We start from the raw sequence: 17,490 nt of genomic DNA, 5'->3' as shown, positions 1-17,490 counted from the left end.
GTTTAAAGCTTTCTATCAACTTATCATCCCCCCGCCCCCTTCAAAGGGGGACTTTTGTTTTACCTCTCTTATCTTTTCCAATACTTAGCTCGGCTTTGGGCACTGCCTCCACCACCGCCACTTTCTCTTTCACTTCCGGTTCCTGATAGGCCTGCAATTGCTGGTTTATACTTGGCTGCACGGTGTCTAATACCGGCTGCGGGTAGAGGCCGAGCCAAAGTATAAGTGCTATCATCGGCACGGCAATCAGCATTTCTCTAGCGGACAAATCCGGCAGGGGATGATCGGTAGGAGCGGGCTCGAAGAAGACTTTCTGCATGATGCGCAGCGAGTAGGCCGTGGCCAGAACAATGCCAATCGTAGCGATAACCGTGAGCCAGTTGTTGGCCTGCCAGGAACCTACCAGCGTTAGGAATTCGGCGATGAAGTTGCCCAGGCCCGGCAGGCCGAGCGAGGCCATCACAAAGACCATCGCAAACACGCCCAGTTTCGGCGCCTTGGCCCAGAAGCCACCCATCTGCCCCATGTCGCGGGTGTGCAGGCGCTCGTACAAAAGGCCCGCGACGATGAACAAGGCCCCTGTGCTAAGGCCGTGGGCAATCATCTGCATCACCACGCCCTGCAGCGCCCACACGTTAAAGGCAAACACGCCCAGGATCACAAAGCCCATGTGGCTCACGGAAGTATATGCAGCCAGGCGCTTCAGATCGGTTTGAGAATAGGCCATAACAGCGCCATAGATAATGCCGACAGCGCCCAGCAGCATCGCCCAGGGAGCAAACTCCACCGCTGCTGTCGGGAATAAGGGCAGCACGAAACGCAGCAGGCCATAGGCGCCGGTTTTCAGCAGCAGCCCGGCCAGAACTACGCTACCGGCAGTGGGCGCCTCCGAGTGCGCATCGGGCAGCCAGGAGTGGAAGGGCACCACGGGCAGCTTCACCAGGAAGGCAGCCAGAAAACCGGCCATCAGCAAGCGGGCGGCCTCCGGAGCCAGGGTCGTGCCGAGCAGCTCAAAGTAATTAAAAGTATAAGTTCCTGTCTGAGAGCCGTGGATAAAGTATAAACCAAGTATGGCCAGCAGCATCAGCAGCCCCGAAGCCTGCGTGAAGAGGAAGAACTTGAAGGCGGCGTAGGTACGGTTGGCGTGCCCCCATATGCCGATCAGAAAGTACATCGGGATGAGCATCACCTCCCAGAAAAAGTAGAACAGGAACAAATCCAGAGTCAGGAAAACGCCCGTAATGCCCGCCAGCACCCACATCAGATTAAAATGGAAGAAGCCGGATTTGGTCTGAATCTCCCGCCACGAAACGAGCACGCACAGAATTCCCAGGAAAAAAGTGAGCAGCAGCATGAGCAGGCTCAGTCCGTCCAGGGCAAGTATAAAATTCACGCCCCATTGCGGAATCCAGGGAATCTCCAGTTGCAGCAGCCAGGGCGAAGCGCCCAAGGTGGCCGCCGGCAAAGTCAGCCACAAGTATACGGCAAGTATAAAGTCAGCCAGCACGGCAAACAGCGCGATCCAACGGGGCAGCTCGGGGTGCCACTTCTTGGAGAGCCACGCCAGCAGTCCGCCGGCCATCAGGATCACGATCATCCAAAGGAGTATCATAGCAACAGGCTTATGGTGAGAATCATGATAGCGCCGACCACAACGCCGGCCACGTAGTTGCGCAGCACACCGCTCTGGGTTTGCGAGATCATCACATGGAAACCCTCGGCCGTGCGGGCCAGGCCAGTGTAAAAGCTGTCGATGATGTCGCGCTTGTTGAGGTTGGCCAGGAACACGTAGGGCCGCACGATCAGGGCATCATACAGCGCATCGAAGCCCCAGCCGGAGAACCAGAAACGGTGCAGCGCCATAGCAAAAGAAGAGCGTTCTATACTTGCCAACAGTGCCGGGCTCTTCTGGTAAAACAGGTAGGCGACAAACACGCCGCCCAGCGAGACAACCGCCGCCAAAACCTGGAATAGCCACTCGTTGGCTGCCAGCAGCTCGTTAGCCGTAATGCCCGGCAGTACCGGCGCCATTAGCCCGGAGAATAAAGCCACATGTGCAAAATTGTGCGGCAACTCTATAAATCCGCCCACCAACGAAAGTATGGCCAGTATAACCAACGGGATGGTAATGATTTTGCCCGGCGGATGCGCCACATGCGTTTTAGGCTCCCCATAAAAGGTCATGAACACCATCCGAAACGTATAAACCGAGGTGATGAACGCTCCTACGAGCCCAGCCAGGTATAACCAGATGCTGCCCTGCGGACCAGCCAACGCATACCATAGAATCTGGTCTTTGCTATAGAAACCGGCCGTAATAAGGGGCAGCGCCGCCAGCGAGGCCGCACCAATCAGGAAGGTCCAGAACACAACGGGCATACTTTTGCGGAGGCCACCCATCTGGCGCATGTCCTGCTCGTGGTGCAGGGCAAGTATAATGGCTCCGGCACAAAGGAAGAGCAGCGCCTTGAAGAAGGCGTGGATCATAAAATGGAAGATCCCCGCCGACCAGGCCCCTACCCCAAGCGCCAGGAACATATAGCCGATCTGGCTGATAGTGGAGTAGGCCAGCACCCGCTTGAGATCGTATTGGGTGAGGGCGGAGAAGCCAGCCAGCAGTAAAGTTACTGCACCTATCACGGCCACGGCCATTTGCGCCACCGGCGCCAGGTCGAAAATCACGTACATGCGGGCAATTAAGTATACCCCGGCCGTTACCATGGTAGCCGCATGTATGAGCGCCGAAACGGGCGTCGGACCTGCCATGGCATCGGGTAACCAGGTTTGCAGTGGCAACTGACCCGATTTACCTACCGCGCCACCTAAGAGCAGCAATCCCACCAGAACGGCTGCCTGTGCCCCAACGCTCCATACTTCCGGTGCCTGGCTAAGTATCGTTTGGATGTGGAGCGTGCCGAAGGTTTGGAAAAGTATAAATAGCCCGATGGCCATCGCTACATCGCCTACGCGGGTGATGATAAAGGCCTTGCGGGCAGCGTAGCCGTTGGCGGGGTCTTTGTACCAAAAGCCGATGAGCAGGTAGGAGCAGAGGCCCACACCTTCCCAGCCAAAGTATAAAAGCAGCAGGTTATCAGCCATCACCAAGAGCAGCATCGAGCCCACAAACAAATTCATGCAGGCAAAGAAGCGGGAAAAGTCCATATCCTCGGCCATGTAGGCGGTGGAGTAGAGGTGAATCAGAAATCCCACAAACGTGATGACGAAGATAAAGACAATCGAGAGCGCATCCAGATGAAAGGCGATGGACGGACTGAAGCCCGCCACGTTAAACCACTGCCATACTTCCTGGTGGTAAAATGCCGGCTTTTCAGCCAGATACTGCAGGCCTAAAAGTATGGTGATAAGGGCTGAAATACCCACGCTGCCCACACCAAGTATAGCCACGCCTGCGCGTGACAAGCGGGTGCCGAAAAGGATGAGCAGGAGCGAGCCTAAAAAGGGCAGGGCCGGTATGAGCCAGATGTAATTTTCCATAGTCTTATCCTTTCATAAAGCTGGCAGCGTCGCTGTCGAGGGTTTTGAGTTGATGGTAAATCTGCAGGATGAGCGCCAGCCCGACCGACACTTCCGCAGCCGCCATCGTGAGTATAAAAATGAACATCACCTGTCCGTCCGGCTGCACCCACCGGGAGCCGGCCACGATAAAGGCAAGGCCGGCAGCGTTGAGCATGATCTCCACTGAGATGAGCATGAAGATGATGTTGCGGCGAATCAGCACACTGATCAGCCCAAGTATAAAAAGGACGCCTGCCAAGAGCAGGGCGGCTTCCATGGGTGCTCCACTCATGCGGCTGCGCTCCTTTCCTGTAAAAACCGGTGAATAACTTTTTTCTTGTGCCTGCCCAGGTGGTAGGCGCCCACAATTCCCGCCGTCAGCATGATACCACAAAGCTGAACACCTAAGATATAGGGTCCGAACAAGGACAGGCCAACCAGTTTAGCGTCTACAGCCACGACGGCCTCCGTTTGCGGCGACGTACCGGCTGCAACGATGTATACCAGTTCAGCCAGCAGCACCGCCGAAAGTATGGCCGGACCCACCCAGACCGAAGGCTTCAGCCATTCCTTTTCCCGCCGCACATCTTCCTGCGTCAGGTTGAGCATCATGATCACGAAGATGATGAGCACCACGATGGCCCCGGCGTAAATGATGATCTCCAGCGCCGCCATAAACGGAGCGCCCAGGGTGAAGAACACCACGGCCACTGCCAGAAAGGACACAACTAAGTATAGCAGGGCATGGATGATGTTGTAGCGCGTAATCACCATGATCGTGGAAAGCACGGCAACAGCCGCGGCGATATAAAATGTCAGTTCCATAGGTTAGGGGAGTAAGCTTTTGATGTCTACCGGAGGGCTTTCGTTCTCAGCCTCGCCTTTGTCTTTTCCGCCGATGGCCATGCCCGCCACTTTGTAGTAGTTGTAGCCATGGTACTTGCCCTCGCCGTTGATGAGCAGGTCTTTTTTCTCATACACCAGGTTCTGCCGGTTATACTCGCCCATCTCAAAATCGGGGATGAGCTGGATGGCGTAGGTGGGGCAGGCCTCCTCGCAGTAGCCGCAGAAAATGCAGCGCGAGAAGTTAATGCGGAAAAAGTCGGGGTAGCGGCGGCCGGTCTCGTCTTCCGTAGGCTGTAGGGCAATACAGTCCACGGGGCAGGCAGCAGCGCAGAGGTTGCAGGCCACACAGCGTTCGCCACCGTCGGGGTCGCGCGTAAGTACGATGCGGCCCCGCCACCGGGTTGGAAGTATGGGTTTCTCTTCCGGGTAAAGTATGGTCTCCCGCTTATGAAATGCGTGCAGAAACGTGAGCCACATACTGCGCAACAAACTAAACATAGCTGCTCCTTTCGTTTTAATAGTTCTTTTATATTGGTGCTGTGCCGGGCCCAACCACCCCTAACCCCTCCTTAGCCAAGGCGGGGAACTTTGTCTTACTACTTATCCTGAGTTGTTCTTTAGCACAGGTCTATTCACTTGTCGCTGTTCCGGATTTGTAATCCGGAACCCTGCTAAATGCGGGTTTGCAACCCGCTTGCTTGCCATTAGCCACTGCCTTTGCAATGCGGATTACAAATCCGCGGCTACTATACTTTCGGATTACAAATCCGAAAGAGCGGTTTACTGGCAACTCCTAAACTCTCTAACTCTCTAACTCCTCAACTCTCACCCATCCACAGCACCACCCCAGCCGTTACCATCAGGTTCAGCAGCGTGAGGGGCAGCAGCACCTTCCAGCCATACTCCATTAGCTGGTCATACCGTGGCCGGGGCATCGAGGCGCGCAGCAGGACGAAGGTCATCAGGAAGAAGAGTGTTTTGAGGATGAACCACACAATCGGTGGCAGGAAATCCGGACCCAGCCAGCCGCCAAAGTATAAAGTCACGATCATGCAGGAGATGAGCGTGATGCCCATGTACTCGCCAATGAAGAACATGCCGAACTTCATGCCCGAGTACTCCGAGTGGAAACCGGCAATGAGCTCACTCTCGGCCTCCGGAATATCGAAAGGCAGGCGGTGCGTCTCGGCGATGCCGGCTATAAAGAAGATCACAAAGCCCACGATCTGCGGGATGAAAAACCACAGCCCCCGCTGCGCCTCTACTATCTCCACCAGGCTAAAGGAGCCGCTGAGCAAAACTACGCCCATCAAGGAGAGGCCCATGAATACTTCGTAGGAGATCATCTGCGCTGCGCCGCGCATGGCACCCAGCAAACTATACTTGTTATTGGAGGCCCAGCCACCAAGTATAATACTATAAGCGCCCATCGACGACATAGCCAGAAAGAAAAGCAGCCCAATGTTCAGGTCGGCCACAATCACGCCCGGCGCGAACGGGATCACCACGAAGCTCATCAGCACCGTCACCACCACTATGGCCGGGGCCAGCACGAACACCGGCTTATCGGCAAACGGCGGTATCCAGTCCTGCTTAAAAAACAGCTTGATGGAGTCGGCGGCAACGATGAGCAGGCCAAAGGGGCCTGCGCGGTTCGGGCCGTAGCGGTCCTGGAACAGGGCGAGGCCGCGGCGCTCTACCCAGATGAGCAAGGCGGCCACGTTGAGCATAACGAACAGCACGCCGCCGATGATCAGAAAGTAGTTTGGGGTTGCTGTTTCCATTGGATGTCTCGGTTAAGAATGGCCCAGGCAGGTAATTCGGCAAAAGGTACCCCAGGTAAGCCGTTGGGCATGCCGGCGGTGCCGCTCGGGATGGTCTGGCTTAATTTTACTGGTAACTGGTAGATCTGTCCCTCGATGGAGAAACTCAGCAGCTGCCCTTCGTCCAGCTTCATGCGGAGCGCATCGGCAGCGTTGATGGCCACATACGCCTCCGGTATGCGCTCCCGGATGGAGGGCGAGTGGTTGCTGAGCTCTTCGGAGCCAAACGTGTGGTGCAGCGGCAGCATGTACAGGTGCCCCTCCAAAGGAATAAACTTCTGCGGCACGGCCGTAGAGTATGGCGCAGAGCCGGCAGGTGCGATGAGCCGCACACCAGGATCCCCGCCTTTCAGGTGCCCGCCTACTTCTTCCTGGTACTTGTTGGTGGCCTGCTGGTTCGAGTTCCAGCCCGGTGTCCAGAAGAAGGGGATGAGGGAAGAAGGTGGCTGACCGCGGTAGCCCTCCATGGTATAGGAGAGCGCCGAATCAGGGTCTTCGGCAGGCTTGGGCTCGCTCACATTGATGTTGGCCTGCATTGCAGTGCGCCCGCTGAAACGCTGCGGCTCGCGCGGGATGCGCTGGCCGGCAATGCGAAAATCTGACGGTGGCGCCGTTTTCCTGACTCCTTCCAGTTCCGGGTATTCTTTGGCGATGGCTTTCACGATGTCGTCGTAGCCGTGCCAGCTGCTAATCTGCTCATCGGCCATGATGGTACCCACCTCAGCCAGCCAGTGCCAGCTTTCCTGTATCTCTTCGGAAGTTGGGTGCACCTGGAAAAAGCGCTGCGCACGCCCTTCGTTGTTGATGAGCGTCCCGTCTGCCTCGGAGAAAGGTGCGGCCGGTAACAGTATGTCGGCCTTTTCGGTGGTGGCGTTGTGCAGGTGGTCGAGCGCGATCACCTGTTTGCAGTTTTTCAGAAACTGGTCGATGGTAGCGGCGCCAGCTCTTCGGTACAGGTCGTTCTCAAGTATAATTACGGTATCGGCATAGCCGTTCATCACCGCCTCAAACGCCGATTCCAGTTTATGGCCGCCGAGCATGGCCAGGCCCATGCTGTTGCACTCGGGCACCACCAGGCTTATACTTGCCGCTTTCTCTTTGGCTACCAGCGCATGGGCAATGTTGGCGGCGGCTTTCAGCACGCGTTCGCTGCCTGAGGAGGTGCCGGAAATGATGAGCGGGTTTTTGGCGGCCATCAGTGCGTCGGCGATCTGCTGTGCCAGTTCCTGTCCTTCCTCCGTTATCCCGCGTACTTCCGGTGAATCAGGATGAATGAGGTTAGCCACGGCAAAACCCAGCCGGGCGATGGTTTCCGGGGAATCGAAGAACGTAAGGGTAGCCAGTTCATCGAGCTTGGTGGGCGTATAATGGGCAATAAACAGCGGTCCTTTCTCCGACTGCACTAACTCCCGCACCGCCGCATCCTGCCATACCGGGATCTTGGCCTGGGATACTTCCTCCAGCAGTGGCTTTTGCCGTACCGACTGCCGCACAGCCAGCGCAAGCATCGGGGCGGTACTGGTGAGATCTTCGCCAAGTATAAATACCGCGTCGGCTTTCTCCACCTCCCTTAAAGAGGGCGTGCGGGCCGCACCATCTCGAAGTATACTCAGCGACAGGTCCACCAAATCATGATCCACATCCGAAACGCCATGATGGAAATTATCCTCTCCCACAAGCTTCTTGAGTACATAGTTTGACTCCAAAGAAGCGCGCGGAGAACCAATGCCGATGACGCGGCCGGCGCTAATGGCCGAGGAAGCCGCTTTCAGGGCCGGGTATTTCTCCGTGGCCTCAGGCAGCCGACTGCGCACCAAAGGTTTTCGGATGCGGCCGGGGCTGTTCACAAACTCATAGCCGAAGCGGCCGCGGTCGCAGAGGAAGTAGCCGTTTACCTCGCCGTTATAGCGGTTGGTGATGTTGCGCAACGTGCCGTAGCGTTCGCCGGCGATGGTGTTGCAGCCCAGGCTGCAGTGATGGCAAACCGATGGCGCCATCCGCAGGTCCCATTTGCGGGTATAATGCTGTTTAAGGGTTTTGTCGGTGAACACCCCGGTGGGGCATACTTCGGCCAGGTTGCCACTGAACTCGCTTTCCAGCACCCCGTCTTCGGCGCGGCCAAAGTATAAATGGTTGTGGGCGGCAAACACGTCCAGGTCCTTGCCGCCGGCATAGTCTTTATAATAGCGCACGCAGCGGTAGCACTGGATGCAGCGGTTCATCTCGTGGTTAAGGAAAGGGCCCAGGTACTGGTTGTGGTAGGTGCGTTTCTGAAAACTATAAGTCCGGTAGTTATGGCCCGTCATCACGGTCATGTCCTGCAGGTGGCAAGCGCCACCCTCGTCGCACACGGCGCAGTCGTGGGGGTGGTTGGTCATGAGCCAGCCGATGATGTGCGCCCGGAACTCCTTGGCCTCCAGATCGGCAATCGAAATCCGCATGCCGTCGCGCACCTGCTCCATGCACGACATAAAGAGCTTGCCCTTGGTGTCGTTCTCGTCCTTGTATACTTTCACGGCGCACTGGCGACAGGCCCCGATAGAGCCCATGGCCGGGTGCCAGCAAAAGTAAGGCAGGTCCTTGCCGAGGGTGAGGCAGGTTTCGAGCAGGTTTTTGCCCGCCTGTACTTGGTAGGGTTGGTTATCTATATAGATGGTTGCCATACTTTGCTTTTGCTCCAGGGACAATGGTGTTCGTGAATGTGCCGTTCAAAATCCTCTCTGAAGTATTTCAGAGCGCTCTGCAGGGGTTCCATGGCGCCGGGTGCCAGGGCGCAAAAGGTGTTGCCAGGGCCAAGGTATTTGGTATGAAAATCTAATGTGAGCAGGTGTTCGGGTTTGCCCTCGCCTTTATCGATAGCCAAGAGAATTTTCTCTACCCAAGGCAGACCTTCGCGGCAAGGCGTGCAAAAGCCACAGGACTCCTGCGCAAAGAAGTGCTGCAGGTTCAGCGTAAAGCCCACCGGACAGGTCTGGTCGTCAAGTATAATCATGGTGCCCGTACCCATGCGGCTGCCGGCCGCTTGAATGGAAGGATAATCCATCGGAAGGTCCAGGTGCTCTTCCACGAGAAAATCGGTGGAGGCGCCGCCGGGCAAAAGGCCGCGGAAGAGGTAGCCATCCTGCATGCCGCCGGCGTGTTCTTCGAGTATCTCCCGGATGGTAGTGCCCATCGGCAATTCCCAGCAGCCAGGCTTTTTCACGCGGCCGCTCACGCCGTACAGTTTAGTGCCGGCATCCTCTGTCAGGCCCAGCTTTTTAAACCATTCGGCGCCGTTATTGACGATGTGCGGCAGGTTGCAGAGCGTCTCCACGTTGTTCACGATGGTGGGTTTGCCGAACAAGCCGCTGACCTGCGGGAACGGCGGCTTGGCTCTTGGGTTGGCGCGTTTGCCTTCCAGGGCGTTGAGCAAAGCGGTTTCTTCGCCACACATGTAGCGGCCCACGCCTGTGTGCAGGTGCATTTCCAGATCAAAGCCAGAACCCAATATATTTTTGCCGAGATAACCGGCGGCGTATGCTTCCTGAATGGCCTGGGTGATTTCCCGGGCGGCCAGCTTGTAGGCCCAGCGCAGGAACACAAAGCTTATACTTGCCTGAATGGCATAAGCGGCCACGATCATGCCTTCGATGAGCTGGTGCGGGTTACCCTCCAGCAACAGGCGGTCTTTAAAAGTGCCAGGCTCCATCTCGTCGGCGTTGGCCACCAGGTACTTGGGCTGTGCCGCCTCAGGCCCCATGGGCACGAAGCTCCACTTCAGGCCTGTGTTAAAGCCAGCTCCGCCACGGCCTTTCAGGTTGGAGTCTTTCACCAGCGTCTGTACTTCCTGGGGCGCCATCTCTTTCAGTACTTTACGCACAGACTGGTAGCCGCCCACTTTCTCATACTCTTTCAGGTTGAGCGGTTTGCGGCCAGGGACAATGTGTTGGGTCAGGGGCTTCTCCATAGGTGCCCGCTTTGGTTTTAGGTATACTTGCTCAGGATCTCATCCAGTTGGTCCACCGTCAGGTTACGGTACAGGTCGTTGTCAATCATAAGGGCGGGGGCACAGTCGCAGGTGCCGAGGCAGCAGTTGGGAAGCAGGGTAAAACGGCCATCTGCTGTAGTCTGGCCGTATTGTGTGCTCAGTTTATTGAAAAGCTGTTCTTTGATGTCCTCATAGCCCATTACGTAGCAGCTGATGCTGTCGCAGAGAAGGATTACGTGCCTGCCAACCGGCCTGCGGAAGATCAGGTTGTAAAACGTCGCCACACTGTCGAGTTCCGCAGTGGACATGCCCACATAGTCGGCCACGTCCTTCAGGCTCTCATCCGACACCCAGCCATGGTTTTGCTGCACGACCTTGAGTGCCTCGATACAGGCGTTCTTCGGCGAAGGCACCAGGCTTATCTCATGGTCGATCTGATGTTTTTCCTCTGTGGTGAGCATGGGCATTATAGTTTAGAGTTAAAAGTGTGCGTGAAAAGTTAGAGAGGTTTTTATACTTGGCTCCTTCGATGTATTATGTTTTAGATACATGTTAACTCATAGCTTTAAACCCTTAACTCGCTTTATCGATCAACATCTGCCAGCACGTAATCCATCGCGCCAAGTATAGACAGCAGGTCTGCCACGGTATAACCTTTGGTAATGTAAGGCAGCATCTGCATGTGCGGGAAAGAAGGCGTGCGTATGCGCAGACGGTAGGGGGAGGTGTTACCGTCGCTGGTCACATAGTAACCGTTGGCCCCTTTGGTCGCCTCAATGCAACTCATGGCTTCCCCGACCGGCATGACTGGGCCCCAACTCACGCCCAGAAAGTGGGTGATCAGGGTCTCGATGTCATGCATGGTGTGCTTCTTAAGAGGTGGCGTGGTGAGCGGATGGCCCGATTTATAGGGTCCTTCCGGCATGTTTTTCAGGCACTGCTCGATGATGCGCAGGCTCTGGCGCATCTCCGCCACGCGTACCAGGGCCCGGTCGTAGCAGTCGCCGTTGGCAGCGGTGGGTACCTCAAAATCAAACATTTCGTAGCCGGAGTAGGGCTGTTTTTTGCGGAAGTCCCACTCCATGCCACAGGCGCGCAGGTTAGGACCTGTTACGCCCCATTCTATGGCTTCATCCAGCGTAAAAATGCCGATGCCTTTGGTGCGCGCCTTGAACAGGCTGTTCTTCATCACCATGCCATCGTACTCTTTCAAGCGTTTCGGGAAGTAGTTGACAAAATTCTGCACGAGCGTCTCCCAACCTTTGGGCAGGTCCTGCGCCACCCCGCCGATGCGGAACCAGTTGGGGTGCATGCGCCCGCCCGTAATGGCCTCCACAATATCAAACACCTTTTCGCGGTCGGTGAACATGTAGAATACCGGCGAGAGCTGGCCCACGTCCTGCGCAAAGGTGCCATACCACACCAAATGGCTGGCAATGCGGAACAACTCGCACAGCATCACGCGGATCACTTTCACGCGGTCCGGCACCTGTATACCGGCGAGTTTTTCCACGGCCATCAGGTAGGCCAGGTTGTTCATCACGCCGCCCAGGTAATCCACGCGGTCGGTGTAGGGGAGGTAGGTGTGCCACGACTGGCGCTCAGCCATTTTCTCCTGCCCCCGGTGGTGAAAGCCAATATCCGGTATGGCATCCACAATATCCTCGCCGTCTAATTGAAGTATGATGCGGAGTACCCCGTGGGTGCCGGGGTGCTGGGGCCCGATGTTGAGGAACATAAAGTCGCTGTCATCGCTCTGCCGCTGCAGGCCCCATTCCTCCGGTTTGAACTGCAGAGCAGCCTGCTCCAGGTCCATTTTGTCGTCATACAGGGCAAAAGGACCCATTTCGGTGGCGCGGGCAGGATGCTCTTTACGCAGCGGGTGGCCCACCCAGGTGCGCGGCATCAGGAGGCGGTACAAATGCGGGTGCCCTGTAAATCGGATGCCGAACATATCGTATACTTCGCGCTCGTACCAGTTGGCGTTTGCCCAGAGGCTGCTTATACTTGGCACAGTAGGAAACTCGTCGCGGTAGCCTACTTTGAGCCGGATAAAGCTGTTGCGCTCAAAAGAGAGCAGGTGGTAGACGATGGTGAAGGTGTAGGGGATGTGGCCGTTATCGGGCTTGCGGGTGCGCTCGTCGATGGCTGTGAGGTCGTAGAGCATGCGGAAGGGCTGTGGGATATCCTTCTTCAGAAAGGTGAGTACCTCCACTATTTTGGCAGGAGGCATCCAGAGGGTGAGGATTTCATCCTTTGTTGCCTGTGGGGTAAACGTATCTGCCCCAAACTGCGCCTGCAGTTGCTCTAATGTACTGTTCCCGTTTTCCATGGGTGAATTCTGAAAAATGACCGTACTATGCTACTTCATGCTATACTTTATGTAGTTGATTATTTATGATAAGTAAAACTGTTTTTATACGTTAGTAAAGAAACCCTATTCTCCTCCTCTCATACTTAGAAGGGTGGAAGCATACGTTGGTATTTATTCTTTAACTCCCAAACCCTCTAACTCCTCAACTCCCTATACTTCACTCGGCTGTTACCGGATCGATTATGGACTTTACCTCGCTCACAGAGTTTGCAGGGAAGCCCCTTGCCGAGCATGTTCGCGTATCATCTCTTCATCCGGGGCATTGTAGATGCAATAGATTTTATCGCCTGTCACGTAGCTGTGTACCCATTGTATGTCGGGCCCCATATTTCGGAGCACGCCACAGGAGGTCTGTGAAATATTTTTTAATTCCTCGGGAGTCATTTTACCTGCTCCCGGAACTTCCCGCTCAATAACATACTTAGGCATAGCTTTTATACTTTAGAACATCCACAAAACTGAAAATACGATGAGGTGTTAAGGCTTCTTGGCCAAACGCATTGTATGACATCTTTTTAACTCCCAAACTCTTTAACTCCTAAACTTTCCAACTCCCTATACTTCATCCGGTGACCGAAACTCTGTCATTTTTGACCTGGCTTCCTGCCGCCTTTCTTTCACATCAATTTTATCCGGCCTGATCACACCCTGCTCCCCGATCGTCCAGCTGAGGGGCCTTCGCTCTTTGCCCACTGATTCAGCCAGAAGCATCAGGCCTTCCATAAAGGCGTCGGGACGGGGAGGGCAGCCGGGCACGTATACATCCACGGGCAGGAATTTGTCCACCCCCTGCACCACACTATAAATATCGAACATGCCGCCCGAATTGGCGCAACTGCCCATCGAGATCACCCAGCGGGGCTCCATCATCTGCTCGTGCAGGCGCTTGATGATCGGGGCCATTTTGATGAATACCGTGCCGGCAATGATCATCACATCGGCCTCGCGTGGCGTACCCCGGATTACCTCGGCCCCAAAACGAGCCAGATCATACTTGGGTGTCATGCTGGTGGCCATCTCCACAAAGCAGCAGCTCAGCCCGAAGTGAAAAGGCCACATCGAGTTCTTTCGGCCCCAGGCTACCAGGTCCTGCACAGTGGTGAGCATGATGCTTTGCTGCACCGTTTCCTCGTAAGAGCTGGTGCCGCTTGTTGCCTTTACAGGATCATCGGGTTTGCTTAGCCACCATTTCATGGGCGTTCGTTGTTAGGTAGTCGTTGTTCGTTATTCGTCCGGACAAAGTATAACCAGTAGAATTTTGTCCTTTGCCAATTCGTCTTTTGTTAAACTCAGGCCGCCGGCTTTTGCGTCAGCCGCTTGTAGGCCGCCAGAATTTTATTGCCATCGGGGCCGAAGTCCAGAGCGCCGTTGCGCCACTCGTATACTAGCACCACGACCAGCATCAGGATAAACACGGCCACGCCGGCATAGCCATACCAACCCAACTCCCTAAATGCAATGGCCCACGAAAGTATAAACACCACTTCCACGTCGAAGATCACGAAGAGCATAGCCACCAGGTAAAACTGCGAGGAGAAGCGTATACGGGCGCCTCCGGTGCTTACAATGCCGCCTTCGTAGGGCTCGCCGGTAGCGCGTTCCTTATGCCGTTGTCCCAGCACGTAAGACAAACCAAGTATAATCCCCACCAGACTCAGCACAATGGCGGCATAGACCACCAGGGGCCAAAGCAAAGTTGTTGTTTCCGTGGTATCCAAAGCTGTTCGCCTCCTGCGAATAAGGTTATTGCCTAGCGGCCGGCAACACTGCCAACCAGTTTTACTGCCCTGTTATATAATGCTCGAGGTTGTCGATGATGAATTTCTGGTCCTCGATGATGTACTTCACGATATCGCCGATTGAAACCAGTCCTACCAGCCTGTTTCCCTCCATTACGGGCAGGTGGCGGATGTACTTCTGGGTCATTAGTTTCATGCAATCCTCTACTGTGTCGTCGGGTGTTACGGTAACAGGGTGTTCGCTCATGATCTCCCGCACCAGCGTCTCCTTCGAGGCCTTTCCCCTCAGGATCACCTTTCGGGCGTAGTCCCTTTCCGTGAAAATGCCTGCGAACCGCTCCCCATCCGTGACCAGCAGGGCTCCCACGTTTTTCTCGACCATGTACTCCAGCGCATAGTAGACGGTGGTGGAAGGATTGATAGAAAGAACGCCGTGTCCCTTCTTCTGAAGAATGTGTCTTACTGTGCCCATAGCTACCTCCTTTTGGCTTTTTTGGGTGGGATATTCAAAAATGTTATCGTTGTATACGATTATTTAAAATTTATGGTGTAATTATTATATATAATTTATAAAAAATTCTTCTTCGGGCAGATCAACACCCCGTAAAAAGTAGTTTCACCCTTTAAATAATACTGGTAGCCACTATATTTCATTCTGTTTACACTATAACTTCTATTTTTTATTTCGTATATTGGGGGTATGGAAACACTGATCATCGGTTTGGTTCTGGCCCTGTATGGAGTGGCATACTTCATTTACTACTGCTACGGAAAAAAGCAGCGCCCCAGGCGCAAGCGTTACGACCACTATTGGTAGTGCGTGCTGCGTGTAAGCTGGCTTACATGCCCGGCCACTTGGTCTGCCTTGGTTCAAGCGCTGTAACCTGAAGGCTGAGATTTCGTGTGCCTATAGTATCAGCTATAAAGCAAGCTGATTATAACAAAGAGCCGCCGGGTAATAGCCCCGGCGGCTCTTTGATTTTACAGGGAAGTATAAAAAGACAAACTGCCGCTGAACTGCTACTGTTTATACGTCCAGACCTATAGCTTTTCTGCTGCAGCCTCTCTATATTTAGGCAGTGCTATACGTAGGAGAAGCAAATGAGACCAACCCTTATCCTTATACTTTTGGTGATGATGTACGCACAAGCAAAGGGCCAGGACCGCAAGCGTGTCCAGGACTATGGCGTAACAATAGGGGTGCTGCCAACCGGAAAGTATAATGCCATTACTGACGTGGCGGGCGTGCAGGTGGGGCATACCACGCTCATAGAGGGAGACCAGATTCGCACGGGCGTTACAGCCATACTTCCACATGAAGGGAATATTTTCCAGGAGAAGGTGCCGGCCGCCATTTTCGTGGGCAACGGCTTTGGTAAACTGGCGGGCAGTACGCAGGTGCAGGAGCTGGGCAACCTCGAAAGCCCCATTATACTTACTAGCACGTTAAGCGTAGGCACTGCCATGAACGCGGTGGTTGACTATACGTTACGGCAGCCCGGCAACGAGCAGGTGCAGTCGGTAAACGCCGTGGTGGGAGAAACAAACGACGGTTACCTGAACGACATTCGGGGCAGGCATGTGCGGGAGGAGCATGTGCTGCAGGCCATACAACAGGCAAAGGAGGGACCCGTGCAGGAGGGAAATGTGGGCGCTGGAACGGGCACCGTGTGCTTCGGATTTAAAGGCGGTATTGGCACTTCCTCCAGAAAATTACCGGAGAGCGCGGGGGGCTATACCGTGGGCGTGCTGGTGCAGACCAACTTTGGCGGGGTGCTGCAGGTAAACGGCGTGCCGGTGGGAGAGGAGCTGGACCAGTATTTCATGAACCAGCAGATCAAGGACAGCGCCGACGGCTCCTGCATGATCGTGGTGGCTACCGATGCGCTGGTGGATGCCCGCAACCTGGAGCGCATGGCTAGTCGTGCCATGCTGGGACTGGCGAAAACCGGCGGCATCGCCTCCAACGGCAGCGGCGACTACGTTATCGCCTTCTCCACCAATCCTGAGTTGCGCATTCCTTATACATCCGGAAGCAAAACGCAGGCCGTTCCCATACTTCGTAACGATGACATGTCGCCGCTGTTCATGGCAGTGATCGAGGCCACCGAGGAGGCCATCATCAATTCCCTGTTCAAGGCCGAAACCATGACCGGCAAAGACGGTAGGCAGGTGGAGGCGCTGCCGCTTAACAAAGTCCTAAAGCTGTTAAAGAAACACCATGCAATCAACTAACTATGCCTATGTGCGCGGCCAGGTGCTGCCACTGGAGCAGGCCACGCTGCACATCAGCGATTTATCCATCCAGCGCGGCTACGGCGTGTTCGACTACTTCAGGGTCTTCGATGGCAGGCCCGTTTTCCTGGACGAGTACCTGGCGCGCTTCCGGGCTTCGGCGCAGGCGCTGCACTTGCCGGTGCTGCTCTCGGATGAGGAGCTGAAAGCGGTGATTCAGGAGTTGATCCATAAGAATGCCATGCCTGCGTCGGGTATGAAGATGATCCTGACCGGAGGCTACTCTGCCAATGGCTTCGACCTCGCCGAGCCGAGCCTGCTTATACTTCAACAGCCGCTTAACCTGCCTGGCCCGGACATGCTGGAGCAGGGCATCAAGATCATTACCCACGATTATGTGCGGGAGGTGCCCAGGGCCAAGACCATCAACTATACCATTGGCATCCGGCTAATCGAGGAGATCCGCAGGCGCGGCGCCAGCGATGTGCTCTACCAGCGCGGCGGCGTGGTGTCGGAGTTTCCGCGCTGCAACCTGTTCATCGTAACCCATGACAATACGGTGCTTACTCCTTCGGAGAACGTGCTGCTGGGCGTAACGCGCAAGCATGTGCTGGCGCTTGCCGGCAAAAAGTATAAAGCCGCAGAGGACACCGTAACGCTGGAAGAAGTATACAACGCCAAAGAGGTATTCCTGACCAGCACTACCAAGCGCATCCTGCCTGTGGTGCAGGTGGATGAGCGGGTGATCGGGACAGGAAAGCCGGGTGAGGTGACGCTAGCGCTGCTGCAGGACCTGGTGCGCTTAGAAGAGGAAGCAGGGGCCAGGGAGAAAGTATAAAAAGTATAAAAAGGAGTTCCATTTCGGGTGCAAAACAATCGTTTGCATAAAAAATATTTAAAATTCTGCTTGCATCTTTGGTTTTAGCCTTTACATTTGCAGGCAACAAACATCATCAGAACAGACAATGTATCAGCTACACCTACTCATTT

General features: G+C 55.1%; 16 protein-coding genes. 2 read left to right on the top strand and 14 right to left on the bottom strand.

All coding sequences use genetic code 11. The annotated features are described in order from the left end of the window. Positions 1-40: 40 nt before the first annotated feature. From nuoM to A3841_RS18875, 14 genes are all read right to left on the bottom strand, one after another. The gene (gene nuoM / locus A3841_RS18940) at positions 41-1,612 is read right to left on the bottom strand and encodes an NADH-quinone oxidoreductase subunit M (protein WP_073854826.1); all 1,572 of its coding nucleotides are present in this window, start codon (positions 1,610-1,612) and stop codon (positions 41-43) included. Beyond that, positions 1,609-3,495, bottom strand: coding sequence for an NADH-quinone oxidoreductase subunit L (gene nuoL / locus A3841_RS18935; protein ID WP_073854824.1), 1,887 nt, complete (start codon positions 3,493-3,495; stop codon positions 1,609-1,611). Before nuoL ends, nuoM begins: the two co-directional genes overlap by 4 nt. Positions 3,496-3,499: 4 nt before the next feature. Beyond that, the gene (nuoK, locus tag A3841_RS18930; protein ID WP_073854822.1) at positions 3,500-3,808 is read right to left on the bottom strand and encodes an NADH-quinone oxidoreductase subunit NuoK; all 309 of its coding nucleotides are present in this window, start codon (positions 3,806-3,808) and stop codon (positions 3,500-3,502) included. After that, complete coding sequence (gene nuoJ / locus A3841_RS18925) at positions 3,805-4,341, bottom strand: NADH-quinone oxidoreductase subunit J (RefSeq protein ID WP_073854820.1); 537 nt, start codon at positions 4,339-4,341, stop codon at positions 3,805-3,807. The genes nuoK and nuoJ overlap by 4 nt, the downstream gene beginning before the upstream one ends. Positions 4,342-4,344: 3 nt before the next feature. Then, complete coding sequence (gene nuoI / locus A3841_RS18920; protein WP_073854818.1) at positions 4,345-4,860, bottom strand: NADH-quinone oxidoreductase subunit NuoI; 516 nt, start codon at positions 4,858-4,860, stop codon at positions 4,345-4,347. 320 nt (positions 4,861-5,180) lie between these two features. Further along, positions 5,181-6,146: an NADH-quinone oxidoreductase subunit NuoH gene (gene nuoH / locus A3841_RS18915; RefSeq protein ID WP_073854816.1), complete on the bottom strand. Its 966-nt coding sequence runs from the start codon at positions 6,144-6,146 to the stop codon at positions 5,181-5,183. Continuing rightward, positions 6,116-8,848, bottom strand: a complete 2,733-nt coding sequence (gene nuoG / locus A3841_RS18910; protein ID WP_073855001.1) for an NADH-quinone oxidoreductase subunit NuoG — start codon at positions 8,846-8,848, stop codon at positions 6,116-6,118. Before nuoG ends, nuoH begins: the two co-directional genes overlap by 31 nt. Further along, complete coding sequence (gene nuoF / locus A3841_RS18905) at positions 8,830-10,131, bottom strand: NADH-quinone oxidoreductase subunit NuoF (RefSeq protein ID WP_073854814.1); 1,302 nt, start codon at positions 10,129-10,131, stop codon at positions 8,830-8,832. The genes nuoG and nuoF overlap by 19 nt, the downstream gene beginning before the upstream one ends. Before the next feature lie 17 nt (positions 10,132-10,148). Continuing rightward, on the bottom strand, positions 10,149-10,613 hold the full coding sequence (gene nuoE / locus A3841_RS18900) for an NADH-quinone oxidoreductase subunit NuoE (RefSeq protein ID WP_073854999.1): 465 nt from the start codon (positions 10,611-10,613) through the stop codon (positions 10,149-10,151). Between the two features lie 122 nt (positions 10,614-10,735). Then, entirely contained in the window at positions 10,736-12,484 is a 1,749-nt protein-coding gene (gene nuoC, locus A3841_RS18895) for an NADH-quinone oxidoreductase subunit C/D (RefSeq protein ID WP_073854812.1), read from the bottom strand. Between the two features lie 240 nt (positions 12,485-12,724). Continuing rightward, positions 12,725-12,910 carry a DUF4242 domain-containing protein gene (locus A3841_RS18890; RefSeq protein ID WP_235861512.1) on the bottom strand — a complete coding sequence of 62 codons (186 nt, stop codon included), beginning with the start codon at positions 12,908-12,910 and terminating at the stop codon, positions 12,725-12,727. A gap of 171 nt (positions 12,911-13,081) precedes the next feature. Further along, positions 13,082-13,720 carry an NADH-quinone oxidoreductase subunit B gene (locus tag A3841_RS18885; RefSeq protein WP_073854810.1) on the bottom strand — a complete coding sequence of 213 codons (639 nt, stop codon included), beginning with the start codon at positions 13,718-13,720 and terminating at the stop codon, positions 13,082-13,084. Between the two features lie 95 nt (positions 13,721-13,815). Beyond that, positions 13,816-14,244, bottom strand: a complete 429-nt coding sequence (locus A3841_RS18880) for an NADH-quinone oxidoreductase subunit A (protein ID WP_170866236.1) — start codon at positions 14,242-14,244, stop codon at positions 13,816-13,818. 61 nt (positions 14,245-14,305) lie between these two features. Beyond that, a complete protein-coding gene (locus A3841_RS18875; protein WP_073854808.1) occupies positions 14,306-14,737 on the bottom strand; it encodes a CBS domain-containing protein in 432 nt (143 codons plus the stop codon). A 629-nt stretch (positions 14,738-15,366) separates the two neighbouring features. Here A3841_RS18875 and A3841_RS18870 point away from each other — a divergent pair. Together A3841_RS18870 and A3841_RS18865 are read left to right on the top strand one after the other, a co-directional pair. Beyond that, on the top strand, positions 15,367-16,500 hold the full coding sequence (locus A3841_RS18870; RefSeq protein WP_073854806.1) for a DmpA family aminopeptidase: 1,134 nt from the start codon (positions 15,367-15,369) through the stop codon (positions 16,498-16,500). Next, positions 16,487-17,338 (top strand): aminotransferase class IV, encoded by an 852-nt coding sequence (locus A3841_RS18865; protein ID WP_073854804.1) that lies wholly within the window; start codon positions 16,487-16,489, stop codon positions 17,336-17,338. Before A3841_RS18870 ends, A3841_RS18865 begins: the two co-directional genes overlap by 14 nt. Positions 17,339-17,490: the final 152 nt, after the last annotated feature.

The sequence above is a fragment of the Pontibacter flavimaris genome (assembly GCF_001907195.1).
Lineage (GTDB): Bacteria > Bacteroidota > Bacteroidia > Cytophagales > Hymenobacteraceae > Pontibacter > Pontibacter flavimaris.
Note: the sequence above shows the minus strand (reverse complement) of the source record. Positions and strands in the feature narration are given on the sequence as shown.